The organism is Thermalbibacter longus (assembly GCF_023806485.1).
In the GTDB taxonomy this organism is placed as follows: domain Bacteria; phylum Chloroflexota; class Chloroflexia; order Thermomicrobiales; family Thermomicrobiaceae; genus Thermalbibacter; species Thermalbibacter longus.
Genome location: NZ_JAMSLR010000006.1, coordinates 132,131 through 152,245 on the forward strand (window position 1 = coordinate 132,131; position 20,115 = coordinate 152,245).

At 69.6% G+C, this 20,115-nt stretch carries 19 protein-coding genes; 11 read left to right on the forward strand and 8 right to left on the reverse strand.

All coding sequences use genetic code 11. The annotated features are described in order from the left end of the window. The first annotated feature begins 122 nt into the window (after positions 1–122). Positions 123–1,160, forward strand: coding sequence for a threonine aldolase family protein (locus NET02_RS10095; protein ID WP_284057285.1), 1,038 nt, complete (start codon positions 123–125; stop codon positions 1,158–1,160). A gap of 16 nt (positions 1,161–1,176) precedes the next feature. Here the strand turns inward: NET02_RS10095 and NET02_RS10100 are convergent, their stop codons facing one another. Next, the gene (locus NET02_RS10100) at positions 1,177–2,802 is read right to left on the reverse strand and encodes a transglycosylase SLT domain-containing protein (RefSeq protein WP_284057286.1); all 1,626 of its coding nucleotides are present in this window, start codon (positions 2,800–2,802) and stop codon (positions 1,177–1,179) included. Positions 2,803–3,399: 597 nt separating this feature from the next. On the opposite strand from NET02_RS10100, the gene NET02_RS10105 reads away from it, so the two are divergent. After that, positions 3,400–3,705, forward strand: a complete 306-nt coding sequence (locus NET02_RS10105) for a 4a-hydroxytetrahydrobiopterin dehydratase (protein ID WP_284057287.1) — start codon at positions 3,400–3,402, stop codon at positions 3,703–3,705. 196 nt (positions 3,706–3,901) lie between these two features. On the opposite strand, the gene NET02_RS10110 is transcribed toward NET02_RS10105, so the two are convergent. Further along, positions 3,902–4,561, reverse strand: coding sequence for an HAD family hydrolase (locus NET02_RS10110; protein WP_284057288.1), 660 nt, complete (start codon positions 4,559–4,561; stop codon positions 3,902–3,904). Between the two features lie 253 nt (positions 4,562–4,814). Here NET02_RS10110 and NET02_RS10115 point away from each other — a divergent pair, with 253 nt between their 5' ends. From NET02_RS10115 to NET02_RS10150, 8 genes are all read left to right on the forward strand, one after another. After that, positions 4,815–5,240 (forward strand): DUF2089 domain-containing protein, encoded by a 426-nt coding sequence (locus NET02_RS10115; RefSeq protein WP_284057289.1) that lies wholly within the window; start codon positions 4,815–4,817, stop codon positions 5,238–5,240. Then, positions 5,218–6,483, forward strand: coding sequence for a DUF4097 family beta strand repeat-containing protein (locus NET02_RS10120; protein WP_284057290.1), 1,266 nt, complete (start codon positions 5,218–5,220; stop codon positions 6,481–6,483). Before NET02_RS10115 ends, NET02_RS10120 begins: the two co-directional genes overlap by 23 nt. A 32-nt stretch (positions 6,484–6,515) precedes the next feature. After that, positions 6,516–7,502, forward strand: coding sequence for an ABC transporter ATP-binding protein (locus NET02_RS10125; protein ID WP_284057291.1), 987 nt, complete (start codon positions 6,516–6,518; stop codon positions 7,500–7,502). Further along, positions 7,493–8,332 carry an ABC transporter permease gene (locus tag NET02_RS10130; RefSeq protein WP_284057292.1) on the forward strand — a complete coding sequence of 280 codons (840 nt, stop codon included), beginning with the start codon at positions 7,493–7,495 and terminating at the stop codon, positions 8,330–8,332. The genes NET02_RS10125 and NET02_RS10130 overlap by 10 nt, the downstream gene beginning before the upstream one ends. A gap of 223 nt (positions 8,333–8,555) precedes the next feature. Then, a complete protein-coding gene (locus NET02_RS10135; RefSeq protein WP_284057293.1) occupies positions 8,556–8,768 on the forward strand; it encodes a hypothetical protein in 213 nt (70 codons plus the stop codon). Positions 8,769–8,797: 29 nt separating this feature from the next. Next, positions 8,798–9,613 carry an ABC transporter permease gene (locus NET02_RS10140; RefSeq protein ID WP_284057294.1) on the forward strand — a complete coding sequence of 272 codons (816 nt, stop codon included), beginning with the start codon at positions 8,798–8,800 and terminating at the stop codon, positions 9,611–9,613. 108 nt (positions 9,614–9,721) lie between these two features. Next, positions 9,722–10,840 (forward strand): DNA recombination protein RmuC, encoded by a 1,119-nt coding sequence (gene rmuC / locus NET02_RS10145; protein ID WP_284057295.1) that lies wholly within the window; start codon positions 9,722–9,724, stop codon positions 10,838–10,840. A gap of 393 nt (positions 10,841–11,233) precedes the next feature. After that, positions 11,234–12,235 carry a uroporphyrinogen decarboxylase family protein gene (locus tag NET02_RS10150; RefSeq protein WP_284057296.1) on the forward strand — a complete coding sequence of 334 codons (1,002 nt, stop codon included), beginning with the start codon at positions 11,234–11,236 and terminating at the stop codon, positions 12,233–12,235. A gap of 96 nt (positions 12,236–12,331) precedes the next feature. On the opposite strand, the gene NET02_RS10155 is transcribed toward NET02_RS10150, so the two are convergent. The 6 genes from NET02_RS10155 to NET02_RS10180 form a co-directional block, all read right to left on the reverse strand. Beyond that, positions 12,332–13,735, reverse strand: coding sequence for a hypothetical protein (locus tag NET02_RS10155; RefSeq protein WP_284057297.1), 1,404 nt, complete (start codon positions 13,733–13,735; stop codon positions 12,332–12,334). Next, positions 13,732–14,367 (reverse strand): hypothetical protein, encoded by a 636-nt coding sequence (locus tag NET02_RS10160; RefSeq protein ID WP_284057298.1) that lies wholly within the window; start codon positions 14,365–14,367, stop codon positions 13,732–13,734. The genes NET02_RS10155 and NET02_RS10160 overlap by 4 nt, the downstream gene beginning before the upstream one ends. A gap of 118 nt (positions 14,368–14,485) precedes the next feature. Continuing rightward, entirely contained in the window at positions 14,486–15,247 is a 762-nt protein-coding gene (locus NET02_RS10165; protein WP_284057299.1) for an ATP-binding cassette domain-containing protein, read from the reverse strand. Then, the gene (locus NET02_RS10170; protein WP_284057300.1) at positions 15,238–15,999 is read right to left on the reverse strand and encodes a hypothetical protein; all 762 of its coding nucleotides are present in this window, start codon (positions 15,997–15,999) and stop codon (positions 15,238–15,240) included. The genes NET02_RS10165 and NET02_RS10170 overlap by 10 nt, the downstream gene beginning before the upstream one ends. Continuing rightward, positions 15,980–16,525 carry an RNA polymerase sigma factor gene (locus NET02_RS10175; RefSeq protein WP_284057301.1) on the reverse strand — a complete coding sequence of 182 codons (546 nt, stop codon included), beginning with the start codon at positions 16,523–16,525 and terminating at the stop codon, positions 15,980–15,982. Before NET02_RS10175 ends, NET02_RS10170 begins: the two co-directional genes overlap by 20 nt. A gap of 358 nt (positions 16,526–16,883) precedes the next feature. Further along, on the reverse strand, positions 16,884–18,380 hold the full coding sequence (locus NET02_RS10180; RefSeq protein WP_284057302.1) for an aminotransferase class I/II-fold pyridoxal phosphate-dependent enzyme: 1,497 nt from the start codon (positions 18,378–18,380) through the stop codon (positions 16,884–16,886). Positions 18,381–18,756: 376 nt separating this feature from the next. On the opposite strand from NET02_RS10180, the gene NET02_RS10185 reads away from it, so the two are divergent. Then, positions 18,757–20,112 (forward strand): amidohydrolase family protein, encoded by a 1,356-nt coding sequence (locus NET02_RS10185; RefSeq protein ID WP_284057303.1) that lies wholly within the window; start codon positions 18,757–18,759, stop codon positions 20,110–20,112. Positions 20,113–20,115 lie beyond the last annotated feature (3 nt).

Sequence of the window (20,115 nt, forward strand, 5' to 3'; positions counted from 1 at the left end):
GGCGGCTCCAGCGCACTCTCGCCATCTCGACCCTACCAGCCAGATCCCACACGCCTGCGGTAGTATACGGAGACTCGAAGGCGAGTGTGCGGGGATCTTCTTGCTAGAGGGAGGGCGACGCGATGATCGACCTGATCAGCGATACGGCAACCCGGCCATCGCCGGAAATGCGGCGCTTCATGGCCGAGGCGCCGGTCGGCGACGAGCAGCTCGGCGAGGATCCGTCGGTCAACCGGCTCCAGGAGATGGTCGCGGAGTTGACCGGGAAGGAGGCCGCGCTCTTCCTCCCATCGGGCACGATGTGCAACATCATCGGGATCAAGCTCCATACTCAGCCCGGTGACAAGATCGTCCTCGAGCGACACGCTCACCCCTTCACCTCCGAGGCCGGCGGGCCGGGCCTGCTGGCCGGTGTCATGACCCATCTGGTGGACGGCGTGCGCGGCGTGTTCACCCCACAGCAGGTCGAAGAGGCTGCCCAGCCGGGTGACGGTATCCACACCCCGCCGACCACGCTCGTGTGTATCGAGAACACCCACAATCGCGGCGGCGGCAAGATCTGGCCGCTCGAGACCCTTGAGGCGGTCGCTGACAAAGCTCATGATCTGGGCCTCAAGGTGCACCTCGACGGCGCCCGGCTGCTCAACGCCGTCGTGGCTACCGGTATCCCTGCACATGTCTGGTGTGCCAAGATGGACACCTGCTGGATCGACCTCTCGAAGGGGCTGGGGTGCCCGGTCGGCGCTGTCCTGGCCGGCGATCGCGAGACGATTCGCCGGGCCAGGCGCTACAAGCAGATGTTCGGCGGAGCGATGCGCCAGGCAGGGATCATCGCTGCGGCCGGGATCTACGCACTGCAGCACAATGTCGAGCGGCTAGCAGAGGATCACGCCAATGCTCGCCTGCTGGCTACCGGGTTGGCGGAGATCCCGGGGATCGCGATCGATCCGGACGAGGTCGAGACCAACATCGTCTTCTTCGATGTCGCGGGCACTGGCCGGACGGCGCAGGAGATCAACCAGGCGCTGATCGGGCACGGCGTCCGCATGGGCGCAGTGGGCCGCACGCGGATGCGCGCGGTCACTCACCTGGATGTCTCCCGCGCCGACATCGAGCGCGCCGTCGAGGTCATGCGGATGGTCGTCGCCGGCGCACGCTGACCGGCCGCGTGGGTGACTACGGCGCCCACACCGAGACGCTGTTGCGCTGGTCCAACCTGAGCGCCTCGAATGCCGACCACGACAGCTCGACGGCCCAGCGACTACGCCACTGCGCGACATGGTGGGTTGCCACCGTATCGCCGATCGTGCACCACAGCCCTACGCCGTTGGCGGTTAGGAAAAGCCGCTGGCCGGGACGGAAATCGGGGTGCACGCAGTAGTAGCCGTTCGGGTCGAGCTGCCATCCGGGCACCGCGCCGCCCCACCCGGCGTGGCGGCGCAGGGCTCCCTCCCACCAGGCGACCGTGTATCCCGGGTCGTAGTAGGCCGCCTGACCCCGGGCGATCAGCCGGTACGTCTTCCGCTCGCTGAGGGTCGGCGGGCTCTGAAACGCTGCGCGGTACTCCTGCGCCTTCTGGAGAACCTGGTCAGCCCCGCTGGCGATCTGCGCCGCCTGGAGGTAGAGCGCCAGTGCAGCGTGCCAGTCCTGTTGCTCGCTGGCCAGGCGCTTCAGCTCGCGCGCGGCGAGTTCGGCATTGACCGCAGGGTCGAGTGGGAACGGTACCCCGCTTCGCTGGCTGACCGCGATGGGTACCTGAAAGAGGCCGAGCCCGATCCCCGGCTTGACCGCTAGCGGATCGAAGTTGCTGGCCACGGCGGCCAGGGCAGCGAACAGGTAGGGATCGACACCCTGGGCGACCGCCTTGCTGACGATAATCTCCCCGAGCGGCACCCCACCCGCCAATCCGAGCAGGCTGCGATCGTCTGGCACACTCAGCTCTCGCCAGGCCCGGTAGTGCTGGCCAGCGTTGTTCGCCTCCACTCTCCAGGGCTCAGGATTAGCCGGTGTGTAGGTCAACACCCGGCGCTCGAACGCCTGGATCAACACGCGCTCCTGCCGGCCGCCGACGACAGTGTCGATCCAGAACGGCTCGGTGAGTGGTAGGCCGGCGAGCTCTTGCCAGGAGATCGACTGCCGGTTCATCCAATCCCAGAACACCTGCGGAATGTTGTGCCCGAGCCGTTCCTCGTAGTACCCGATCGCCACCGTGCTGTCCGCGACGGCATTCTCCACGACCTGCCCATCGGCGCGCACGAGCGCAGTCACCGGCTGACCCACGCGGTTCGGCTGCCGGCGTGCCTGGGGGTTCTCGCCGACCGAGGCCAGCGGCTGGAGCGCCGCATAGGTGGGCGCAAGCGCGTTCCCGACCGTGTCGCCTGCTACCGGGATCTGCGCTGGTGCGACGGCGATGAAGGTAGCGTCCCCGAGCTGAATCTGGCCGGCGATCATCTCGCGGACGAGCAGCCCGGACGTGACCCGGCTCGGATCGCCAGGTGGGCGCTCCGGATGAGTCAGCTCGAGTCGCCCCTTGTCGAAGTAGTAGACCGTACGGGCGCCGGAGGGCGATTCCCGGTACGGCTCGAGCGCTACTGCGCGCACCGCCGGGCCGAGTAGCCATGATCGGCTCGCGCTCTCGAACAGGACCTGCCCGTCGAACCGGTACCACACGTCTGGAACAGGCGTCGCGAGTGAGAGCGGATCGACAGAAAGTTCGGCCGCGTGCGTCGACGCATGACCGGCCAGGCTGGCGACCAGCGCGCAGCCGGCCACCAGCCGTAGGACCGCTTTTCCAATGGACACGTTCCCCCCTCCCGCTTCCCGAAGCGCGGACGGATTCGCTCCCCATCCCGATCGATGCAGGCCGCTTCCCTTCGGCCTGCTCCGGCGTCCTCCAGCACGACGCCGCGCCCGTCGCGGGCTGCGGGTAGTCTAACCATAAGAGAGAGTGTTGTCAAGGAAGCGTGTAAGAAAAGAATGAGACTTGCGGAGTCTAATCATCACGAGAGTGACATGGATATCTGGGTGAATCTCAGAATCGTTCAGCAATTGGTATGATGACATGGCGAGACTAAAATGTAATAGGCCCGTCTCGTGCGGGACAAGCTAGCTTCGAAAGTTGTTGTGTGGACAATTATTCCAGCCGGTCGCCGCGGGAGTCCGCTCGCGGCGACCGGGCGCGGGTGGCACCGTGTTGCCCAGCTCCCGAGGCAACGGCACGCTGGGCGTGACAGAGCCGGTTCGGCGCGGTCATACTTGTGCTGTCCGCCGGACGCCGGTGGTTGCGAGGCAATGGCTGGTATCATCCAGCCGAGCTCGATCCGGCTGCGCCGCGCGCCGAATGGCGGAACGTGCTCCACATGTGATCGACTCGCTCGGCCTTCGAGTGAAGGAGGGAGCATGGCCAAGCTCTCGCCAGAGGAGATCGATGCCGCGCTGTCCGAGTTGCCCGGCTGGCAACGAGAGGAAGAAGCGCTTGTCAAGGAGTTCCGCTTCAAGACGTTCCGGGAGGCAATGGCGTTCGTCAACGAGGTGGCCGACCTGGCCCGCCGGCTTCGGCATCATCCCGAGATCGTCATCAACTACAACCGGGTCAGGCTCAGGCTGACCACGCACGACGAGGCCGGCATCACCGGCAAAGATACCGAGTTCGCGCGCCAGCTCGAATCCAGCGAGCTCGCGCGAGGCCGGCCACAGGAGCAGTAACGCCGGGCGCTCGATCACGGCATATGCTGCCCTGGCCATCCCTAGCTCGCTCGGCCCCGGCGATCGCCGAGGCCACGCCGGACGCCCGGTGGCATGGTAGCCGCGCGGGCGTGCTCAGCGCCCAACCAGCAACAGGCGCGTGGAACCGGCTCGACTTCGAACGCGCGGCGCTCGCTAGGTCTCCTCAGAGGATCGGTCAGCCCTCCAGCAACCGGCTCAGCGCCTCCCAGCTCAACCGGGTAACCACCAGGTCGGCGGCCGCGAGCCGCTTCTTCCACCCCTGGCGGTCGACCGCTAGGCAGCGCATCCCGGCAGCCCGGGCGGCGCTCACGCCGGCCGGCGCGTCCTCGACGGCGATGCACGCGCCGGGCTCCAGTCCCAGCCGGCGGGCCGCCAGCAGGTAGGGCTCCGGATCCGGCTTGCCGCAGATGACCTCATCGCCGCTCACCACCACCGCAATGAGCCCGCCGATCCCCAGCCGCTCAGTCGCCCAGACGATCTCTGACGCCAGCGCGCCCGAGACGATTCCGACCGTTAGGCCGGCGGCGTGTGCCGCCCGCAGCGTCTCGACCCCGTCGGCGAGCGGGCGCACGTCGGCCGCGAACCGCTCGGCGTAGCGGGTCGCCTTGCGCTGCAGCAATGCTGGCAGCGCATCCGCCGGTAGGCCGCGAGCAGCCAGGTACTCGGCCAGGGCGCTGTGGTCGGGCCGGCCGAGCATCCAGCGCGCGTAGTCCGCCTCGTCGAGCGTTCCTAGTCCGAGATCCTCAAGTGCCGCGCGGGTCGCCGCGAAGTGGGCCGGCTCGCTGTCGATCAGCACGCCGTCGAGGTCGAACAACACCGCCCTGCCGATCGTCATGTCCTGCGCTCCTGATCGATCCCAGCGTCGTCCCCGGCCCGACCTGGCGGCCGCGTGGCCGTCCCAGCGTAGCGCACCCCGCCGCCAGCCGCCACGGCCTCATGCGTGGCGGCGGGCGCGCGAGCAGCGGCACGCGCGCGAGCAGCTTCCTGGCGCGGCAACGTGCTTGATCTCATTCATTACTAATCATCTCTCATTTATCACTTGACATCGGTCAAGAATATCGCTATGCTGGAACCTAAGGAGGTGACCGATGCGCCACGCGCCGCAACAGTGCCCGACCTGCGGCCAGCCCCTGGAGATCCGCGAGCTGGCTTGTCCCGCCTGCGCCACCGTGCTCCGCGGTCGCTGGGTCGCCAGCCCGTTCAGCCGGCTCAGCCCTGACCAGCAGGCCTTCCTCGCGCTCTTCGTCCGCAGCCGGGGCAACCTGAGCGAGGTCGAGCGCGCGCTGGGGGTGTCCTACCCGACGGTGCGTGCCAAGCTGGAGGAGATCATCGCCGCGCTGGAGGAGCCGGAGCCCGCGCTTCGCTCTCCGGCCTCCCGCTCCGAGATCCTCGAGCGTGTCGCCCGCGGCGAGCTGAGCCCGGCTGAGGCGCTGGCGCTCCTCCGCCGGTCAGGCGAGCGGGCCCCAGCGGGCTCATCGGAGGAGGTTCCTGATGAAGACGCGCCAGCGTCGTGAGATTCCGGCGAGTGGCATTCGCCGGGTCGAGCTCGAGGCCGACCAGGCCCGCGTTGCTGTCCGCTGGGCCGATACCGACACGATCGCGATCGAGCATGATCCCGAGCTCGAGCTCTCGGTCGAGCCGGCTGACGACCAGCTCTATATCGGCGCGGTCGGCCCCGCGGGCGGGGGTGTCAGCCGGCTGCAGGTCAGCGAGCAGGGGATCGTCGTCCGGCTGGGCGATCGCGGCGGTATCTCGATTGGCCCGCAGGGCATCGAGCTCGAGGGCTTAGGGCTCGGCCGCCGGAGAAAGGCGCCGGTCGTGCCCGGTGTCTACCCGCTGGCACTGACGCTGCCTCGCTCCCTCCCGGAGCTGGTCGCCGCCGTGCGCCGCGGCGCGCTGCTACTCGAAGGGGCGCGGGGTCGGGTCAAAGCCAGCCTGGATGACGGGGATCTGACCGTTCAGGGGGGAGAGGGGCAGTTTGCCGGCGCCACCGGCAGCGGCGATGTCCTGGTCGAGGGCTTTTCCGGGGAGGTCGACGTATCCAGCGGCTCCGGAGAGGTTGCCCTTCGCGGCGTCGCCGGCCCGGTCACGGTCAAGACCGGCAGCGGCGACGTGGTTGCCCGCGAGGGGCGCGGCCCGCTGGCGATCGTCGTCGGCTCCGGCGATGTCCAGGTCATCGCCTGCGATTGTCCCTCGCTCTCGATCAAAGCAGGCAGTGGCCAGGTGAGCGTGCGCGAGAGCACGGTCGAGGAGACGACGATCAAGGCCGGCTCCGGCGATATCTCGGCTCAAGCCTGGCTCGGTCTCGGCCGGCACGAGTACGCGTCGGGCAGCGGCGACATCTCCGTGGCGCTCCCGCGTGGTCTCCCAGCCCGGATCGAGGTCACGACCCGCGGAGACGTCGAGTCGAGCATCCCGCTGGTCGTCGTCGGCCAGCGCGGGCCGCGCAGTGCCTTCGGCCGGCGGCTGGTCGGCAGTGTGGGGGAGGGCTCCGGGCAGCGGGCCGAGGTGATCGTGCGCTCGAACCAGGGCGACGTTCGCCTGGGCTGGCTCGACCGGCCGGCCCCGGCGACCGCGCGTCCGGCACCGCCACCGCCCCCGCCGCCACCGCCTGAGACCGGTGGTGGGGCCACTCCGGCGCGCCGGGAGGCCACGACGACCGCTGACGACGAGGCGCGCGCCATCCTCGAGGCGCTGGCCCAGGGCGAGATCACCGTCGAGGAGGCCCAGTTCCTGCTCGACCGGCTGTTGCGGTGAGGCAAGCGAGGGTGGCTGGGAGGGAGAGTGCCATGCACGCCATCGAGGCCGAGCATCTCCGGCGCACGTTCCAGCGCCGCGGCTGGCTGCGGCGCCGTGGCCGGGAGATCGTCGCGGTCGATGACGTCACCTTCGCCGTCGAGGCCGGCACGATCTACGGCCTCCTCGGTCATAACGGCGCGGGGAAGACGACCACGATCAAGATGCTCTCGACGCTGCTCATTCCCACCAGCGGCCGGGCGAGCGTGGCCGGCTTCGACGTGGTGCGCCAGGAGCGGGAGGTGCGGCGCCGGCTAGGCGTGGTGCTGGGCGGCGACCGTGGCCTCTACGGCAAGATCTCCGCGCGCGATAACCTGCTCTACTTCGGCCGGCTCTACGGCCTGCCCCGCGAGCGACTGCTGCGCCGGGTCGAGGAGCTGTTGGAGCTGGTCGGCCTGGCTGACCGGGCCGATGACCGGGTAGAGGGCTTCTCCCGCGGGATGAAGCAGCGGCTGCACTTGGCCAAGGCCCTGCTCCACGACCCGCCGGTGATCTTCCTCGACGAGCCCACGATCGGGCTCGACCCGGCGGCCGCCGTCAGCCTCCGGCGCGCAATCAAAGCCCTGGCGCCCGAGCACACCGTGCTGCTTACGACCCATTACCTCCACGAGGCGGACGAGCTGTGCGACCGGATCGCCATCATCGACCACGGCCGTATCGTGCTGGAGGACACCCCGTCCGGCATCAAGCGCCGGGTGGATACCGACCAGCGGCTGCGGCTCCGCGTCAGCGGCCTGCCGGCGGCGACGCTGGCCGCCATGCTGGAGTCCTGCCCGGCCGTGCGGTCGGTCGCCCTTCCGGCGAGCCGCGACGGCGAGGCTGAGCTGGTGCTCAAGTGTCACGATCGGGCGCGGGCCATCGACGAGGTGGTTGGCCTCGTCCACCGGCAGGGCGGGCGGATCGAGGTCATCGAGGCGCTCGAGCCGACGCTCGAGGACGCCTTCCTGGCCCTGACGAACGGAGCCGTCGCGTGCGTCTGATCGCTGGGGCAGCACCGCCCAGTTCGCCACTAGCTGGCTTCCTGGCCGTCGTCTGGGCCACTGCGTGGGCCGAGATCCAGCGCCGCGTGGCGTATGCCATCCACATGATCCGTGGCCCGGTCTTCCCGGCGCTCTACTACCTGACACTGCTCATCGCCTACCGGGCCGCCGGCCGGAGTGTCGTCGCCGGGGTAGACGTCGAGGGCTACCTGCTGGTTGGGACGATCGGCATCCTGCTCTGGTCGTCCAACCTCTGGGCCAGCGGCTACGCGATCGAGCATGAGCGGCAGGAGGGGACGCTGCTGGCGCTCCTGCTCACCCCGGCCGGCCGGTCGGCGGTCGTCTTCGGCTACGGGCTCGGCGACTGGGCCGTCTGGGTGCTGCCGAGCGCCCTGGTCACCGGGCTGCTGGCCTGGGGCTTTGGGGTGGAGCTGGTCGTGCGCGACCCGCTGGCGTTGCTGCTCGCCGCGGTTGGCCTGCTGGGGAGCACGCTGGCGCTCGGTTACGCGCTCGCTGGGTTCTTCGTCCTCTCGCGCCGGGCCAACCTGCTGGCCAACTTCCTCCAGAGCCCGATCTACCTGCTCGGCGGCATGGTAGTGCCGGTGTCCGCGCTGCCGGCGCCGCTCGACCGGTTCGCCGCCGTCTTTCCCATCAGTGCTGGGATGGACGCCCTGCGCCTAACCCTGCTGGCCGGCGCTGGCCTCGGCGCCATTGCCCCGCTGCTGCTCAAGCTCGCGGTGCTCTCGGCAGTGCTGCTCGTCGCCGGGTTCGCTGGGCTGCGGCTGGTGGAGCGGGCAGCCAAGCGCGGCGACGAGCTGGGGCTGGAGTGAGCGCGATGCGGGACGGGCGGATGCTCCACCGGGCGATCTCTGGAACCGATCGGCCTCCGCGCGCGTTCTACTCCTTGTCGCCTGCGTCCGCCGGCACTCGGGTCGCGTCCGGAGCGCGAGCCGCGGTCTCCTGCCGGGCCGGCGCGAAGGGAGCGCCCTTGCCCATCGGCGTTGACGACAGGGACGGAGGCGCTGCGCGCGAGACGAAGAGAGGTGGTGTGCGATGACGCTGAACCCGTTGCTCTCCGAATTGATGGTAGAGGACCGCCGGAACCAGCTCCTCGAGCGGGCCGCTCAGGAGCGGCGAGCGGCTCTGGCCGTGCCGTCCCTGCGCCAGCCTGGGCGGGTACGCCAGGAGCTGGGGCACGCCCTCATGCGGCTGGGTGCGCGGGTCGCTGGGGTACCCCCGGCCCACGAGCCGTCCCCGGTCGGGTGAGCCGGACCGGGCGAGCAGAGGAGAGCGGGATGGAATCGACAGGCTGGACGAGCGCGATAGGTCACGAGCTGGCAGCGCTGCGCGCCTCCTGGCTGGTGATGCTCAGGGAGCGGCTCGACTTCATCGCCCGGGGAGGCTACCTCCTCGTCTGGGCCATCCGGCCAGTCTTCGACCTCACGATCGCCGGGCTGATTTATGCCAGCGGGCGCCGCGATCTGCTCCCCTACGTCGTCGTTGCCCTGATTGCGAACTCCGCGCTCTGGATCAGCCTGTTCTGGGTCGGCGAGGTACTCGACCGCGAGCGGATGCGCGGCACGCTGCCGGCGCTCTTCCTGGCGCCCTGCTCGCGGCTGGGCTGGCTGATCGGCTTTGCCGCTGCCGGCGTGACGGAGGTCGTGGCCGGGGCGCTGACCGTGGGGCTGGCCGGCGTGCTGCTCTTCGACGTCCAGTTCGACCCGAACCCGCTCTCGCTCGCCGTGGCCCTGCCGCTCTATCTCTGTTCGGTGGGCGGTCTGGGCGTGGCGCTCAGCGGGCTCGGCCTGCTGGTCAAGAAGGCCAACCACCTCTCTAACCTGGTTTCCCCGGTCATCATGCTGCTGGGAGGTATCTACTACCCGGTCGCCGCGCTTCCCGAGCCGCTGCGCCTGCTGGCCCGGGCGTTGCCGATCGGCTACGGCATGGAGACGCTCGCAGCCGCCGCCCTCCACCGCGCCACGCTGGCCGAGCTCGCCCCCTCGCTCCTGCCGCTGGCCCTGTCCGCGCTGGTCTGCCCGCTGCTCGGCGCGGCCGTCTTCGCCTGGATCGATCGCCTGATCCGCCGCCGTGGCGAGCTAGACCTGTACTGAGCACTCGGCGAAATCGGTACCATCGGCCCGCTTCCCTAGCGCAAAGCAAGCAGGTATCCTGGGGTAGAGACACGTTGCCGCGGGTTCGTCCCGCGTCGAGGGGGATCGATGGACTCCGCGCTCTCTGTCCTCGTGCTCGTCGTCGGCTTGGCTGCTCTGATCATCGCGGTTCTCGTCCTCGTCCTGGGACTGAGGCGGTCGGGCGCAGACGGCGGTGTCGGAGCCGAGCTCCAGCAGCTCCGTGACGCGATCGCTCAGCTTCAGGCCGAGCAGCGCCGGGTGGCGAGCGATCTCGGCCTCGTCCAGCAGGGCATCGTCAAGCTGGAGAGCGGGCTGGGACATACCGAGCAGCGCGGCCAGGAGCTGGCCAGCTCCCTCCAGCAGCTTAGCCAGGCGCTCGGAGCCACGCGCGAGTTGCTAGCCGAGATGCGGCGTGGCGACGAGGAGGCGCTGCGGGGCCAGCAGCAGATGGCCGACGTGCTGCGGCGCCTGGAAGGCGTGATCGCCGGGGCTCGCTCCCGCGGCGCGGCCGGGGAGCGCATTCTCGAGGCGCTGGTCGAGCACCTGCCGGCTGACTTCAAGGTCTTCAACTGTTCGATCAGCGGCAAGACAGTGGAGCTGGCGTTCCGCCTCCCCAACGGAAAGCTGGTACCAGTGGACTCGAAGTGGGTGGCGGCGAGCCAGCTCGAGGAGCTGGCTGCCTGCGAAGACCCGGCCCAGCGTGACCGTCTCGTGCGGGAGATCGAGAAAGCGTTGGAGAAGAAGATCGACGAGATCGCCCAGTACCTCCACCCCGAGCTGACGCTCGGGATCGGTGTGGCGGCGGTGCCGGAAGCGGTCTACCAGAACACGCAGCGCGCGCACGCCTACGCCCTGCGCCAGGGGGTCGTCGTGATCTCCTACAGCATGGCCGTGCCCTACCTGCTCACGCTACTCCAGCTCGCCATCCGCTTCGTCCCGCGCAGCGAGCTCGACCCGGCCCGACTCAGCCCGCTGTTCCAGGCGTTGGAGAATGCACTGGCCGACATGGAGAAGGAACTGAATGGCCGCCTCTCGCAAGGCCTGACCATGGTAACGAACAGCCGGGGTGCGCTCCAGCAGCACGTCGGCACGGCGCTGGAGACGCTCGCCCGCCTCCAGGGTGTCACCATGCTCCAGGAGCCCGAGCAGCCGGCCGCGCTGCCGGCACAGCCCCCGGCGCTCGAGGGTCCCGCCGGGCCGCAGTGAGATGCGCGGGCCGACCGGAACTCTCCGACTACCACCGGTGTTCGCTCGCCGGTCGATCGCGCTCGGCTTGCCGTCCCAGGCTCGCTCCTCCCGCGGCAGGCAACCGTTTCTCGACACTGGCTCGGCGGGAGGGAAGTGAGACCTGCACGAGTAGGGGCGAATGACCATTCGCTCCTACACTGTCGTAGCCCCATCGCTCGTCGGGTGGCAGATCCCTTCCCGAGCTAGCCCGGCAAGCGCTGCCATGACGGGCGCACCGCGTTCCCGAGAGGCGCGGCCTGCTGCCGTCTTCCGTCGGGTACAGTCCCAGTGTGGTAGAACGCTCCCATAGGCCCGGGCGCAGCCGCGGGAGCCGCGGCGCAGTCCATCCCCGCGTGGAGAGGAGGGAGTCGTATGCTGAGCCACTGGGAGCGGGTCGAGGCGGCGCTGCGCGGCGCCGAGGTCGATGTCCCGCCGGTCAGCCTCTGGCGGCACTTCCCTGAGCGCGACCAGACCGCTGAGGATCTAGCCGCGGCCACGCTGGAGTGGCAGCGGGCGTTCGACTTCGACTTCGTCAAGCTGATGCCGCCAGGCGATTACCCGACGATCGACTGGGGCGCCGAGAGCGTCTACCGCGGCAGCCCCGGCGGCACCCGCGAGACTGTCCGCTACCCGGTGACCTCACCAGAAGACTGGGCGCGGCTCGCGCCGGTACCGGTCGATCGCGGCATGAACCGGGAGGTGGTGGAGGCAGCCCGGCTGGTCGATGAGGCGTTGCGCGGCGAGGTGCCGGTGCTGCAGACGGTCTTCAGCCCGCTGACGGTCGCGATGAAGCTCTCGGCCGGCCGGGTGATCGAGCACCTGCGCGAACGCCCCGACCTCGTCCACCAGGGCCTGGCCGTCATCACCCAGGTGACCCGGGCCGTGGCTCAGGCCAGCCTGGAGCGCGGGGCCTCCGGCATCTTCTTCGCGACCCAGTGCGCCACGACCGAGCTGCTGGCGCTGGAGGAGTATCGCGCCTTCGGGGTGCCGTACGACCTCCAGGTGCTGGACGCCGCGGCCGGCTCGCGCTTCACGTTGCTGCACCTCCATGGCCAGGCGATCATGTTCGAAGAGCTCGCGCGCTACCCGGTTCACGCCCTCAACTGGCACGACCGGCGTACCTGGCCCTCCCTGGCCGAAGGCCAGCGACTGAGCGGTCGCTGCGTCGTCGGCGGCATCGACGAGCGGGCGATCGCGACGATGGCGCCGGCAGAGGCCGCGGCCCAGTCGCGCGACGCCGTGGCCCAGCTCGACGGCCGCCAGATGATGGTCGCGCCTGGCTGCGTCATCCCCATTGCGACGCCGGAGGCCACCGTCCGCGCCGTGGTCGACGCCGTGCGGAGCGGCCGGCCATTAGACGGTAGTGGCAAATAGCGATTAGCCCGCAGTCCGACTGGTGCGATGCCGACTCGAGCCGCGCTCGATCCCCTAGGTCGTCTGGTAGATCGCTTCTCGAAAAGGTTGACGGCATCATGGCAGGTCATCCAGCGCTAGTCGCCCGGCGCGCAGGTCGGCGTAGTGCGCTTCGAGCCAGTCGCGCTGCTCGGCCGGGGAGAGCCGGCTGAAGCGCTCGACCGCCTGGCAGATCTGGGGAGTGGGCATGCCGTCCAGGTTTGACGATCCAGGCACGAACTCATGCAATGGACGCCAGGAATCCTCGGTGACTATCGCGGGTATGCCCTCGTGGCACCCGAGGGTGTGCGCGTGCCGGATCCTCGCCCGCTCGATGAGCCAGATCCGTATGGCGAGCTGAGCCTCGTTCACGATCGCGCCGTCTACCCTCGACTCCGGATCGGCCACGAGGTCATCGGCGAATGCCGCGACGGAGAGCCAGCCCTGGTTCCCTACCTCGAGGAGCGAGGAGCTCCCACCGCCGACGAAGCCGGCATCGTCCTCCTCCGCCCGCATCGGAACGCCCGGGAGCCCGAGCAGCGGCTCGACCAGCCGGTTTGCCTCCTCGACTGCTTCGTCCAGGAGCGGCAGGTACTGCGGATGCACGCAGACGCTCACGGGAGCGCCTCGGCAGACTGGCTGAACTGCCTCCAGGGTCGGCGACGTGATCGGGCGGCCCCAGCCGTCCCGCATCAGGCCGGTGGCTGGATCGTAGCGAGGCCAGGAACCCCAGACCATCACCGCTCCGGCGAGCGCCAGCAAGGCGGCGATGCCCAGAGCTACCAGGTAGAGCACTGCCCGGCGGCGACGCAGCGCTGAGCCGGCGAGCGCCGCGACGGTCAGCCCTGTATAGAGGAGCATCTGCCAGGGGGCGGTCTCGGGCGTCGTCTTGTCAGGGGCGAGGTAGTTGACCCAGGACGGGTTCGACCCTCCGCTGGCGGCCGGCACGCGGTAGTTCGCCAGGAACAGCATCGATCCCAAGACGCCGACGGTGACCAGAGGTGGCGTGAGCCGGCTCGGGATCTGTCTTCCGATTAGGGAGCCCCAGGCGGCCCCGGCCAGGATCGCGGCGAGCACGATCGCCACGCGCCAGAGATCCGGCCCGCCCCAGGTCGCTGAGAGAGCCGTCCGGGCCATCATAAAGGCAGCGAACGTGGCATACGCGAGCACTCCCCACGCGGCCGTGGCTGCCCACAGCGCGATCTCGCGGGCCGCAGGTGGGGCTGGAGTGCTGTCGAGCAAGTCCTCGATTCCCCGGCGGCGGTCGCGCCCCGCCATCCAGGCCGCGACGCCGGCGACGGCGGGAACCGCGAAGGGGGCGACTGCGGCCTGGAGTTGTTCATTGGTGCTACTCCACAGGATCGCGACCCATCCCCAGGCACTGAGGAGCCACCAGGAGACCAGCGGGATGGCGACGACGAGCCATACCCCGGCGTTCCGCCGCGTCTCGATCGCTACCAGCCGGTAGAGCCCGAGGCTCATGCGACCTCTCCTTCGCTCGCGCGCTGCCAGTTCCTGGCCGGTAGAATCAGTGCCAGCCCGATCACCAGCAGCGCTACCGCGATCGCCAGCGCGGAACCCCGCGAGGCCGGTTGCCCGGCCCAGGCCCAGGCGCGCTCCAGCCGCTCGCTGGCAGCAAAGACCAGCACGGCATACCCGACCGGCAGCGCCCAGGAGAAGGTCGCGACGAAGGCCGATCCCTGCAGCCGTGCCCCGATGAGAGCCAGCCCGGTATACCCAGCCAGATTGCGGACGAGAACCCAATGGGTGTTGGCGCCGGAAGAGGCCAGACCTGCCAGCGCGAGCGTGGCAGCCGCGCAGGCCAGTAGCCCACCGAGGTGCAGCAGGCGCAGCGGCACGAGCGGTCGGCCGGAGGTGTCTTCGATCTCTCCCTGGGGAGACCAGGTGCCCGACCCGATCACCACCGCAGGCGCGAGGGGCACGACGAGCTCGACTAACTTGCTCATCTGGCGATCAGGGCTCAGGGCCAGGAGGAGCCAGCCTCCCGCCGCGCTCGCCAGGATAGCGACCAGTGCCCGGCTTGCCCGGCGTGAGGTCAGGTACAGCCGCGCGACCCTCCTAGAATTTTCGGTACCCAGCACGCACGCGCTCACACCAGCCACACTCCATCCCGAGCCCGTATGGTGCTCTGTCCGCGAGGCGCAGCCGGCGCCGGCATCAATCGGCACCATCGCCGAGTCGTGGTTCTATTCCGCATCTATTCCGCACTGCTCAGGCGCGTGCGCCGGCCCGCGCGCCCGCCAGCACGGCGCTGTAGCCGCGCTCCAGCGGGGTATCGCCGGCTCCCGTCCCCTCGCCCAGCGCCGCCAACTGCTCGGGTGTCCCCCGGAACACCAGCCGGCCGCGGTGCAGTAGCCCGACCTCCGTGCAGGCGGCGCCTACGTCTTCCACGAGGTGCGTGCTCACGATCACCGTGCCCCGTGCCCCGATCTCGCGCAGGAGGGCGCGGAACTCGACGCGCTGCTCCGGGTCGAGCCCTGCGGTCGGCTCGTCGAGCAGCAACAGCTCGGGGTCGTTGACGATCGCCTGGGCGATGCCGACCCGCCGGAGCTGCCCACCGGAGAGCGTCTTCAGCTTGGCTTTGGCACGGTCGCCCAGCCCCACGCGCTCGATCGCGTGGGCCACCGCGCGCCGGATGTCCCTCGCCGGCATCTCTTTCAGCAGCGCGATGTACTCGACGAACTCGAAGACGGTGAAGTTCGGGTAATAGCCCATCGCCTGCGGGAGGTAGCCCAGCCGCCGGCGCAGCTCCCGCCGCTGCTCGGGCTCGGACGGGTCGAGCCCCAGCAGTCGCAGCCGGCCGCCGGCTGGCGCGATGACCGTCGCGAGCGTCCGGAGTAGCGTCGTCTTGCCAGCGCCATTGGGGCCCAGCAGCCCGAAGACGCCCATGCCGATCTCGAGATCCAGATCCTCGATCACCGTCGTCCGTCCGAAGCGCTGGCATAGTCGCTCGACCTGCACGGTCACTGCCATGTCTGTTGCTCCATCCGACGCCCGCTGCTGGCGTGCAACGCGAGCAGCGCAAGCCCGATCGTCCCGGCGAGGTACATCGGCAGCAAGGTGACCTCGGTCACCGCCGCCGCGAGGCGATGGGTGCTCGCTGCTCCGCCCAGCACGACGAGAGCCCAGCCAGTTAGCGCCGCCGCCACGCCAGCGCTCGCCGAGCGCGCCAGGGTTGCCACCGCCAGGCCGAGCGCCGAGATCGTCGTCATCGGGATCAGCCAGCCCAGCGAGAGCCCGCGCATCGCCGGTGTCGCCAGCGAAGCTGACAAGGCCAGGAACGCGTTGAGGCCGAACACCGCCAGCGCGCGTACCAGCAAGACCATTCGATCGGAGATCGGCAAGGAGCGACTCAGCTCGAACGCCGGGTCGATGCCTGGCCCGTAGGCGTAGGCGATCGCGGCGCCGGACAGCGCCGGAGCCAGCAGCGGCACCCAGGGCGTGCCTGTGCTCTCAGTCGCCAGCACGCCGATTGCCAGGACGGCGATGCTGGCCAGGATCCAGGAAGGTACCAGCGACGGCGTGGTGACCAGCGCCCGGGCCAGGCCAGGCGAGCGGAGTAGCCACCGGGCGACTCGCTCGATCCGTCCGTCCGGCCTGGCCCAGGCCTCGGCCGCTACCCCGATCCAGACCACGCTCAAGTCGACATCCAGCCCTTCGGCCGCGCGACGACGACAGGCCTCACAGGTACTCAGGTGAGCGACATCATCGAGATGCTCGGTCATGCTCATCTCCTCTCTCGATTGCTCGCTGCAGCCGCTGGCGAAGCCGGTGGATCCGGCTCTTGACCGTCCCTTCCGGGATCCCGAGGAACTGCGAGATCTCCTTGATCGGGTAGCCCGCGACCAGGGCCAGCTCGACCAGCAGGCGTCGGTCGCTCCCCGCCGGCCCGATCTGGGCCAGCGCGTTCTCGAGATCGACCCGGTCGATCGCGCAGTCCATCACATCCTCCGACCGGGGGGGCTCGATCTCGTCCAGCGAGATCACAGCTCTCCCGTTGCGGCGCAGCCAGGCGGCGGCCTGCCGGCAGGCGATGGCCCAGAGCCAGCCACCGGCTGCCCCTTGCGGCCGGTAGTGCCGTGTGCCGCGCCAGACCGCGATGAACGTCTCCTGCAGCACGTCCTCGACCGCTTCGCGGGGCAGCCGGCGCCGCAGGCGCGCCGCCATCCAGGGGGCGTGCCGCTCGAACAGAGTTCGCAGGGCGGTGTGGTCACCCGCGGCGATAGCCGCAAGCAGCTCATCGTCGCTCATCGTCATCTACTCTATTGCCTGCCGGCGCTCTCCGGTTCCCCTTCGGGGCGAGCCGGAGACCAGGGGCTGCTGTGGCCAGGGCCGCGTGGGAGTCGAGGCAGGCGATGCTTCCCGAGGCCGGCGAGACTAATGCCGCCTTCGCCTGGATCTTCCGGCATCGCCTGGCGCGGAACTGGAACCCCGCGCTCAGTTAGAGAGCCGACTCTCGCCGGCCCGCTGGGGAATCAGCCTCTTCCAGGGGACTCGTGAGCGCTGAGGAGTACCCTACGGCATCAGGCAAGGCTGTGGAGGCCCCGCTGAGCCTCTTCAGGGCGTCGATCAGCGCGGCGAGTGGGGCGGGGGCTGAGCGGGCGATGGCTCAGGTTCTCCCTGTCTCGGCCACCACTCGCACGGTGCGGAGGGTGGGATCGGCTGGCCCGCTCAGGTACATCCCGGCTGCCAGCCCGGCATGCAGGTAGTCCACCACCTCCGGCGTGATCAGTTCGCCCGGCGCTATCACCGGGATCCCTGGCGGATACGGCGTGATCGGCTCGGCCGCGACCCGGCCGATGGCGCGCTCCAGCGGCGCCGGCTCCGCTGGCGCCAGGAAGGCCTCCCGGGGCGTCAGCACCTGCTGCGTGGCGGCCAGCACCGCGCCGGTCGAGCGCAGCTCGGCGCTCAGCGCTGGTGCCGAGCAGCTCCCCGCTGCCTGGGCCAGCCCGGTAAACCCGTCGATCAGGTGCCGGATCGTCTCCGGCGTGTCGCCGATCGTGACCAGCAGCATGACGCTGACAAGGTCGCTCATCTCGACCGCGATCCGGAACTGCTCGCGCAGGATCGCCTCGGCCTGGTAGCCGGTCAGCCCGAGGCCGTGCACGTCTACCAGGATGCGCGTCGGGTCGAACCCCGCGCCCGGGCGGCCGGCGATCAGCTCGGGCCCCAGGATGCGCAGGCCGGGGATCTGAGCGAGCGCCTCCCGGGCCTGCCAGGCCAGCTCGATCGTGCGGGAGAGGAGCGCCTCCCCCTCCAGCGCCATGCGCCGCCGGGCCACATCGATCGAGGCGTAGAGCATGGCTGCCGGGCTGGTGGTATGGAGCAGAGCGACGGCGCTGGCGAGCTGGCTCCGGGTGATCCGGTCTCCCTTCATCGTCAGCAGCGCGGTCTGGGTCAGTCCCCCCAGCAGCTTGTGGATGCTGGTGACGGCGGCGTCCGCCCCGGCCTGCATGGCGGAGTGGGGCAGTGCCGGGTGGAAGGCGAAGTGTGGTCCCCAGGCCTCGTCGACGAAGAGCGAGACCTCCCGCTCGTGGCAGATCCGGGCGATTTCCGGCAGGTCACTGGACACGCCCGTGTACGCCGGGCTGACCAGCACGACTGCGCGGGCCTGCGGGTACTGCTCCAGCGCCTCTTGCACCGTGGCGGGCGGGATATCGAGCATCACGTTGGCCTCGGGGTGGATCGCCGGGCAGACATAGACCGGCCGCGCGCCGCTGAGGATCAGACCGGCCAGCAGAGACTTGTGGAGCGTGCGGCTGACGACGATCGGAGCGCCCGGCCGGCCGGCGGCCAGCATGAAGGCCAGGTTGCCGGTGGTGCTGCCGTTCAGCAGGAAGAGAGCGTCGTCCGCTTGCCAGGCCGCCGCGGCCAGCCGCTCGGCCTGTCCCAGGAGATCTCGCGAGAGATGCGTGTCGTCTACGCCTCCGGCATGGGGGATATCCAGCGCTAGGGCCGCGTCTCCGAAGGCCTCGGCCAGCTCGGGGGCGACACCCCGGCCCTGCTTGTGGCCCGGCGTCGAGAAGGACACGATCCCCTGCCGTCGATACTCCAGCCAGGCCTCGAAGTAGGGCGCCTGACGCTGATCCAGCCCGCTATCCCCCACTCTGGACTCCTCCTCTCCCTGCTGCGCGTCGTACCGGTGCCCCCTGGCTACGGCCAGCCAGGCCGGGCTCAATCCTACGTCGCCCGGCCGATGAGGTGGGACACAGCTCACCGCTGGCCTGGCTGGAGAGTGGCCCCCAGGCCGGCATCACGCCTTCCGGTACGCGTCTCGCGGCGACCAAGCGGATCCTGCCCCGCCGGCAGCCCTCTCTGAAACGGGTACCCTCTGCGCGCCAGTGCTTGACAGGCTTGGCTTTCCCCATTGCTCTGAGATTGATAGTGGCGGGCCACAATCGAGTTTTTCTCCGGCGCCAGCGCGCGTGCGCGCCTGCTGGACGGGATCCGCGGTCTTCGTGCACACAGGAGAGGGGGGTGCCATGGCGGATCGTCTGCTCCTGCGCGGCGGCTATGTCGTCACGATGGACGAGCAGATCGGCGATATCCCCGGTGGCGATGTGCTGGTCGAAGGAGACACCATCGCCCAGGTCGGGCGCGACATCGCAGCGGCTGATGCCGAGGTGATCGATGCCCAGGGGAAGGTGGTCATCCCCGGCTTCATCGATACGCACCGGCATACGTGGGAGACCGCGATCCGCGGCTGCGCGCCGGACGCTACCCTGGACGACTACTTCGTCGAGGTGCTCGACACGTTCGCGCCGCTCTACCGTCCGGAGGACGTCTACGCCAGCAACCTCGCTGGCGCTCTCGAGTGCTTGAATGCCGGGATCACCACGCTCGTCGATTGGTCGCACATCAACAACACCAGCGAGCATCCCGACGCAGCCATCCAGGGCCTGAAGGACGCGGGCATCCGCGCAGTCTACGCCTATGGCACCGCTAACACCTCGCTCCAGGCGTACTGGTTCAACAGCACCATCGTCATGCCGCGCGAGGATATCGAGCGGGTGCGCGTGCAGTACTTCAACTCGGATCAGGGCCTGCTCACGATGGCGCTCGCGACCCGCGGCCCAGGCTTCTGCACGGATGAGGTGGTGCGCGCCGAGTGGGAGATGGCACGCGACCTGGGCCTGCCGATCACGGTGCACGTCGCGATGGGCCGTCTGGCCGGGCGCTGGGGGATGGTCAAGCACCTCGAGCGGCTGCAGCTCCTCTACCCCGACACGACCTACATCCACTGCTGCCACTTCAGCGACGAGGAGTGGCAACTCGTCGCGTCCAGCCGGGGCAAGGTCTCGATCGCGCCGCAGGTCGAGATGCAGATGGGGCACGGCTGGCCTCCGATCCTCAAAGCGATACAGTTCGGCCTGCGACCCAGCCTCAGCATCGACGTCGTGACGACCGTGCCGGGTGACATGTTCACCGAGATGCGCTGCGCCTTCGCCTGTGAGCGGGCACACCTGCACGAGGCGGCCTGGCCCACCGACACGCCGGTGAGCAAGGACACCTTCACTACCCGCGATATCCTGAAGATGGCTACCATCAACGGGGCTCACGTGGTGCTGCAGGAGGATCGCATCGGTTCGCTCACGCCAGGCAAGAAGGCGGACATCGTCGTCATCGACGGCGGGGCCGTCAACACGGCGCCGCTCTTCGACCCGGTGGCCACGGTGGTCATCTGTGCTGACGTCTCCAACGTCGACACGGTCATCGTCGACGGCCGCATCGTCAAGCGCGACGGCAAGCTGCTCGCCGATTGGGAGGCGGCGCGGCGCCGGGTCGAGGCCTCGCGCGATTACCTCATCGAGGCGCGCGAGCGCAAGCAGGCGGCCTAGCGC

Bases quoted from the DNA above. Each gene is read 5' to 3' on its own strand.
- NET02_RS10095 (WP_284057285.1), top strand. From the start codon at position 123: ATGATCGACCTGATCAGCGATACGGCAACCCGGCCATCGCCGGAAATG.
- NET02_RS10105 (WP_284057287.1), top strand. From the start codon at position 3,400: ATGGCCAAGCTCTCGCCAGAGGAGATCGATGCCGCGCTGTCCGAGTTG.
- NET02_RS10110 (WP_284057288.1), bottom strand. From the start codon at position 4,561: ATGACGATCGGCAGGGCGGTGTTGTTCGACCTCGACGGCGTGCTGATC.
- NET02_RS10115 (WP_284057289.1), top strand. From the start codon at position 4,815: ATGCGCCACGCGCCGCAACAGTGCCCGACCTGCGGCCAGCCCCTGGAG.
- NET02_RS10120 (WP_284057290.1), top strand. From the start codon at position 5,218: ATGAAGACGCGCCAGCGTCGTGAGATTCCGGCGAGTGGCATTCGCCGG.
- NET02_RS10125 (WP_284057291.1), top strand. From the start codon at position 6,516: ATGCACGCCATCGAGGCCGAGCATCTCCGGCGCACGTTCCAGCGCCGC.
- NET02_RS10135 (WP_284057293.1), top strand. From the start codon at position 8,556: ATGACGCTGAACCCGTTGCTCTCCGAATTGATGGTAGAGGACCGCCGG.
- NET02_RS10140 (WP_284057294.1), top strand. From the start codon at position 8,798: ATGGAATCGACAGGCTGGACGAGCGCGATAGGTCACGAGCTGGCAGCG.
- rmuC (WP_284057295.1), top strand. From the start codon at position 9,722: ATGGACTCCGCGCTCTCTGTCCTCGTGCTCGTCGTCGGCTTGGCTGCT.
- NET02_RS10150 (WP_284057296.1), top strand. From the start codon at position 11,234: ATGCTGAGCCACTGGGAGCGGGTCGAGGCGGCGCTGCGCGGCGCCGAG.
- NET02_RS10155 (WP_284057297.1), bottom strand. From the start codon at position 13,735: ATGAGCCTCGGGCTCTACCGGCTGGTAGCGATCGAGACGCGGCGGAAC.
- NET02_RS10165 (WP_284057299.1), bottom strand. From the start codon at position 15,247: ATGGCAGTGACCGTGCAGGTCGAGCGACTATGCCAGCGCTTCGGACGG.
- NET02_RS10170 (WP_284057300.1), bottom strand. From the start codon at position 15,999: ATGACCGAGCATCTCGATGATGTCGCTCACCTGAGTACCTGTGAGGCC.
- NET02_RS10175 (WP_284057301.1), bottom strand. From the start codon at position 16,525: ATGAGCGACGATGAGCTGCTTGCGGCTATCGCCGCGGGTGACCACACC.
- NET02_RS10185 (WP_284057303.1), top strand. From the start codon at position 18,757: ATGGCGGATCGTCTGCTCCTGCGCGGCGGCTATGTCGTCACGATGGAC.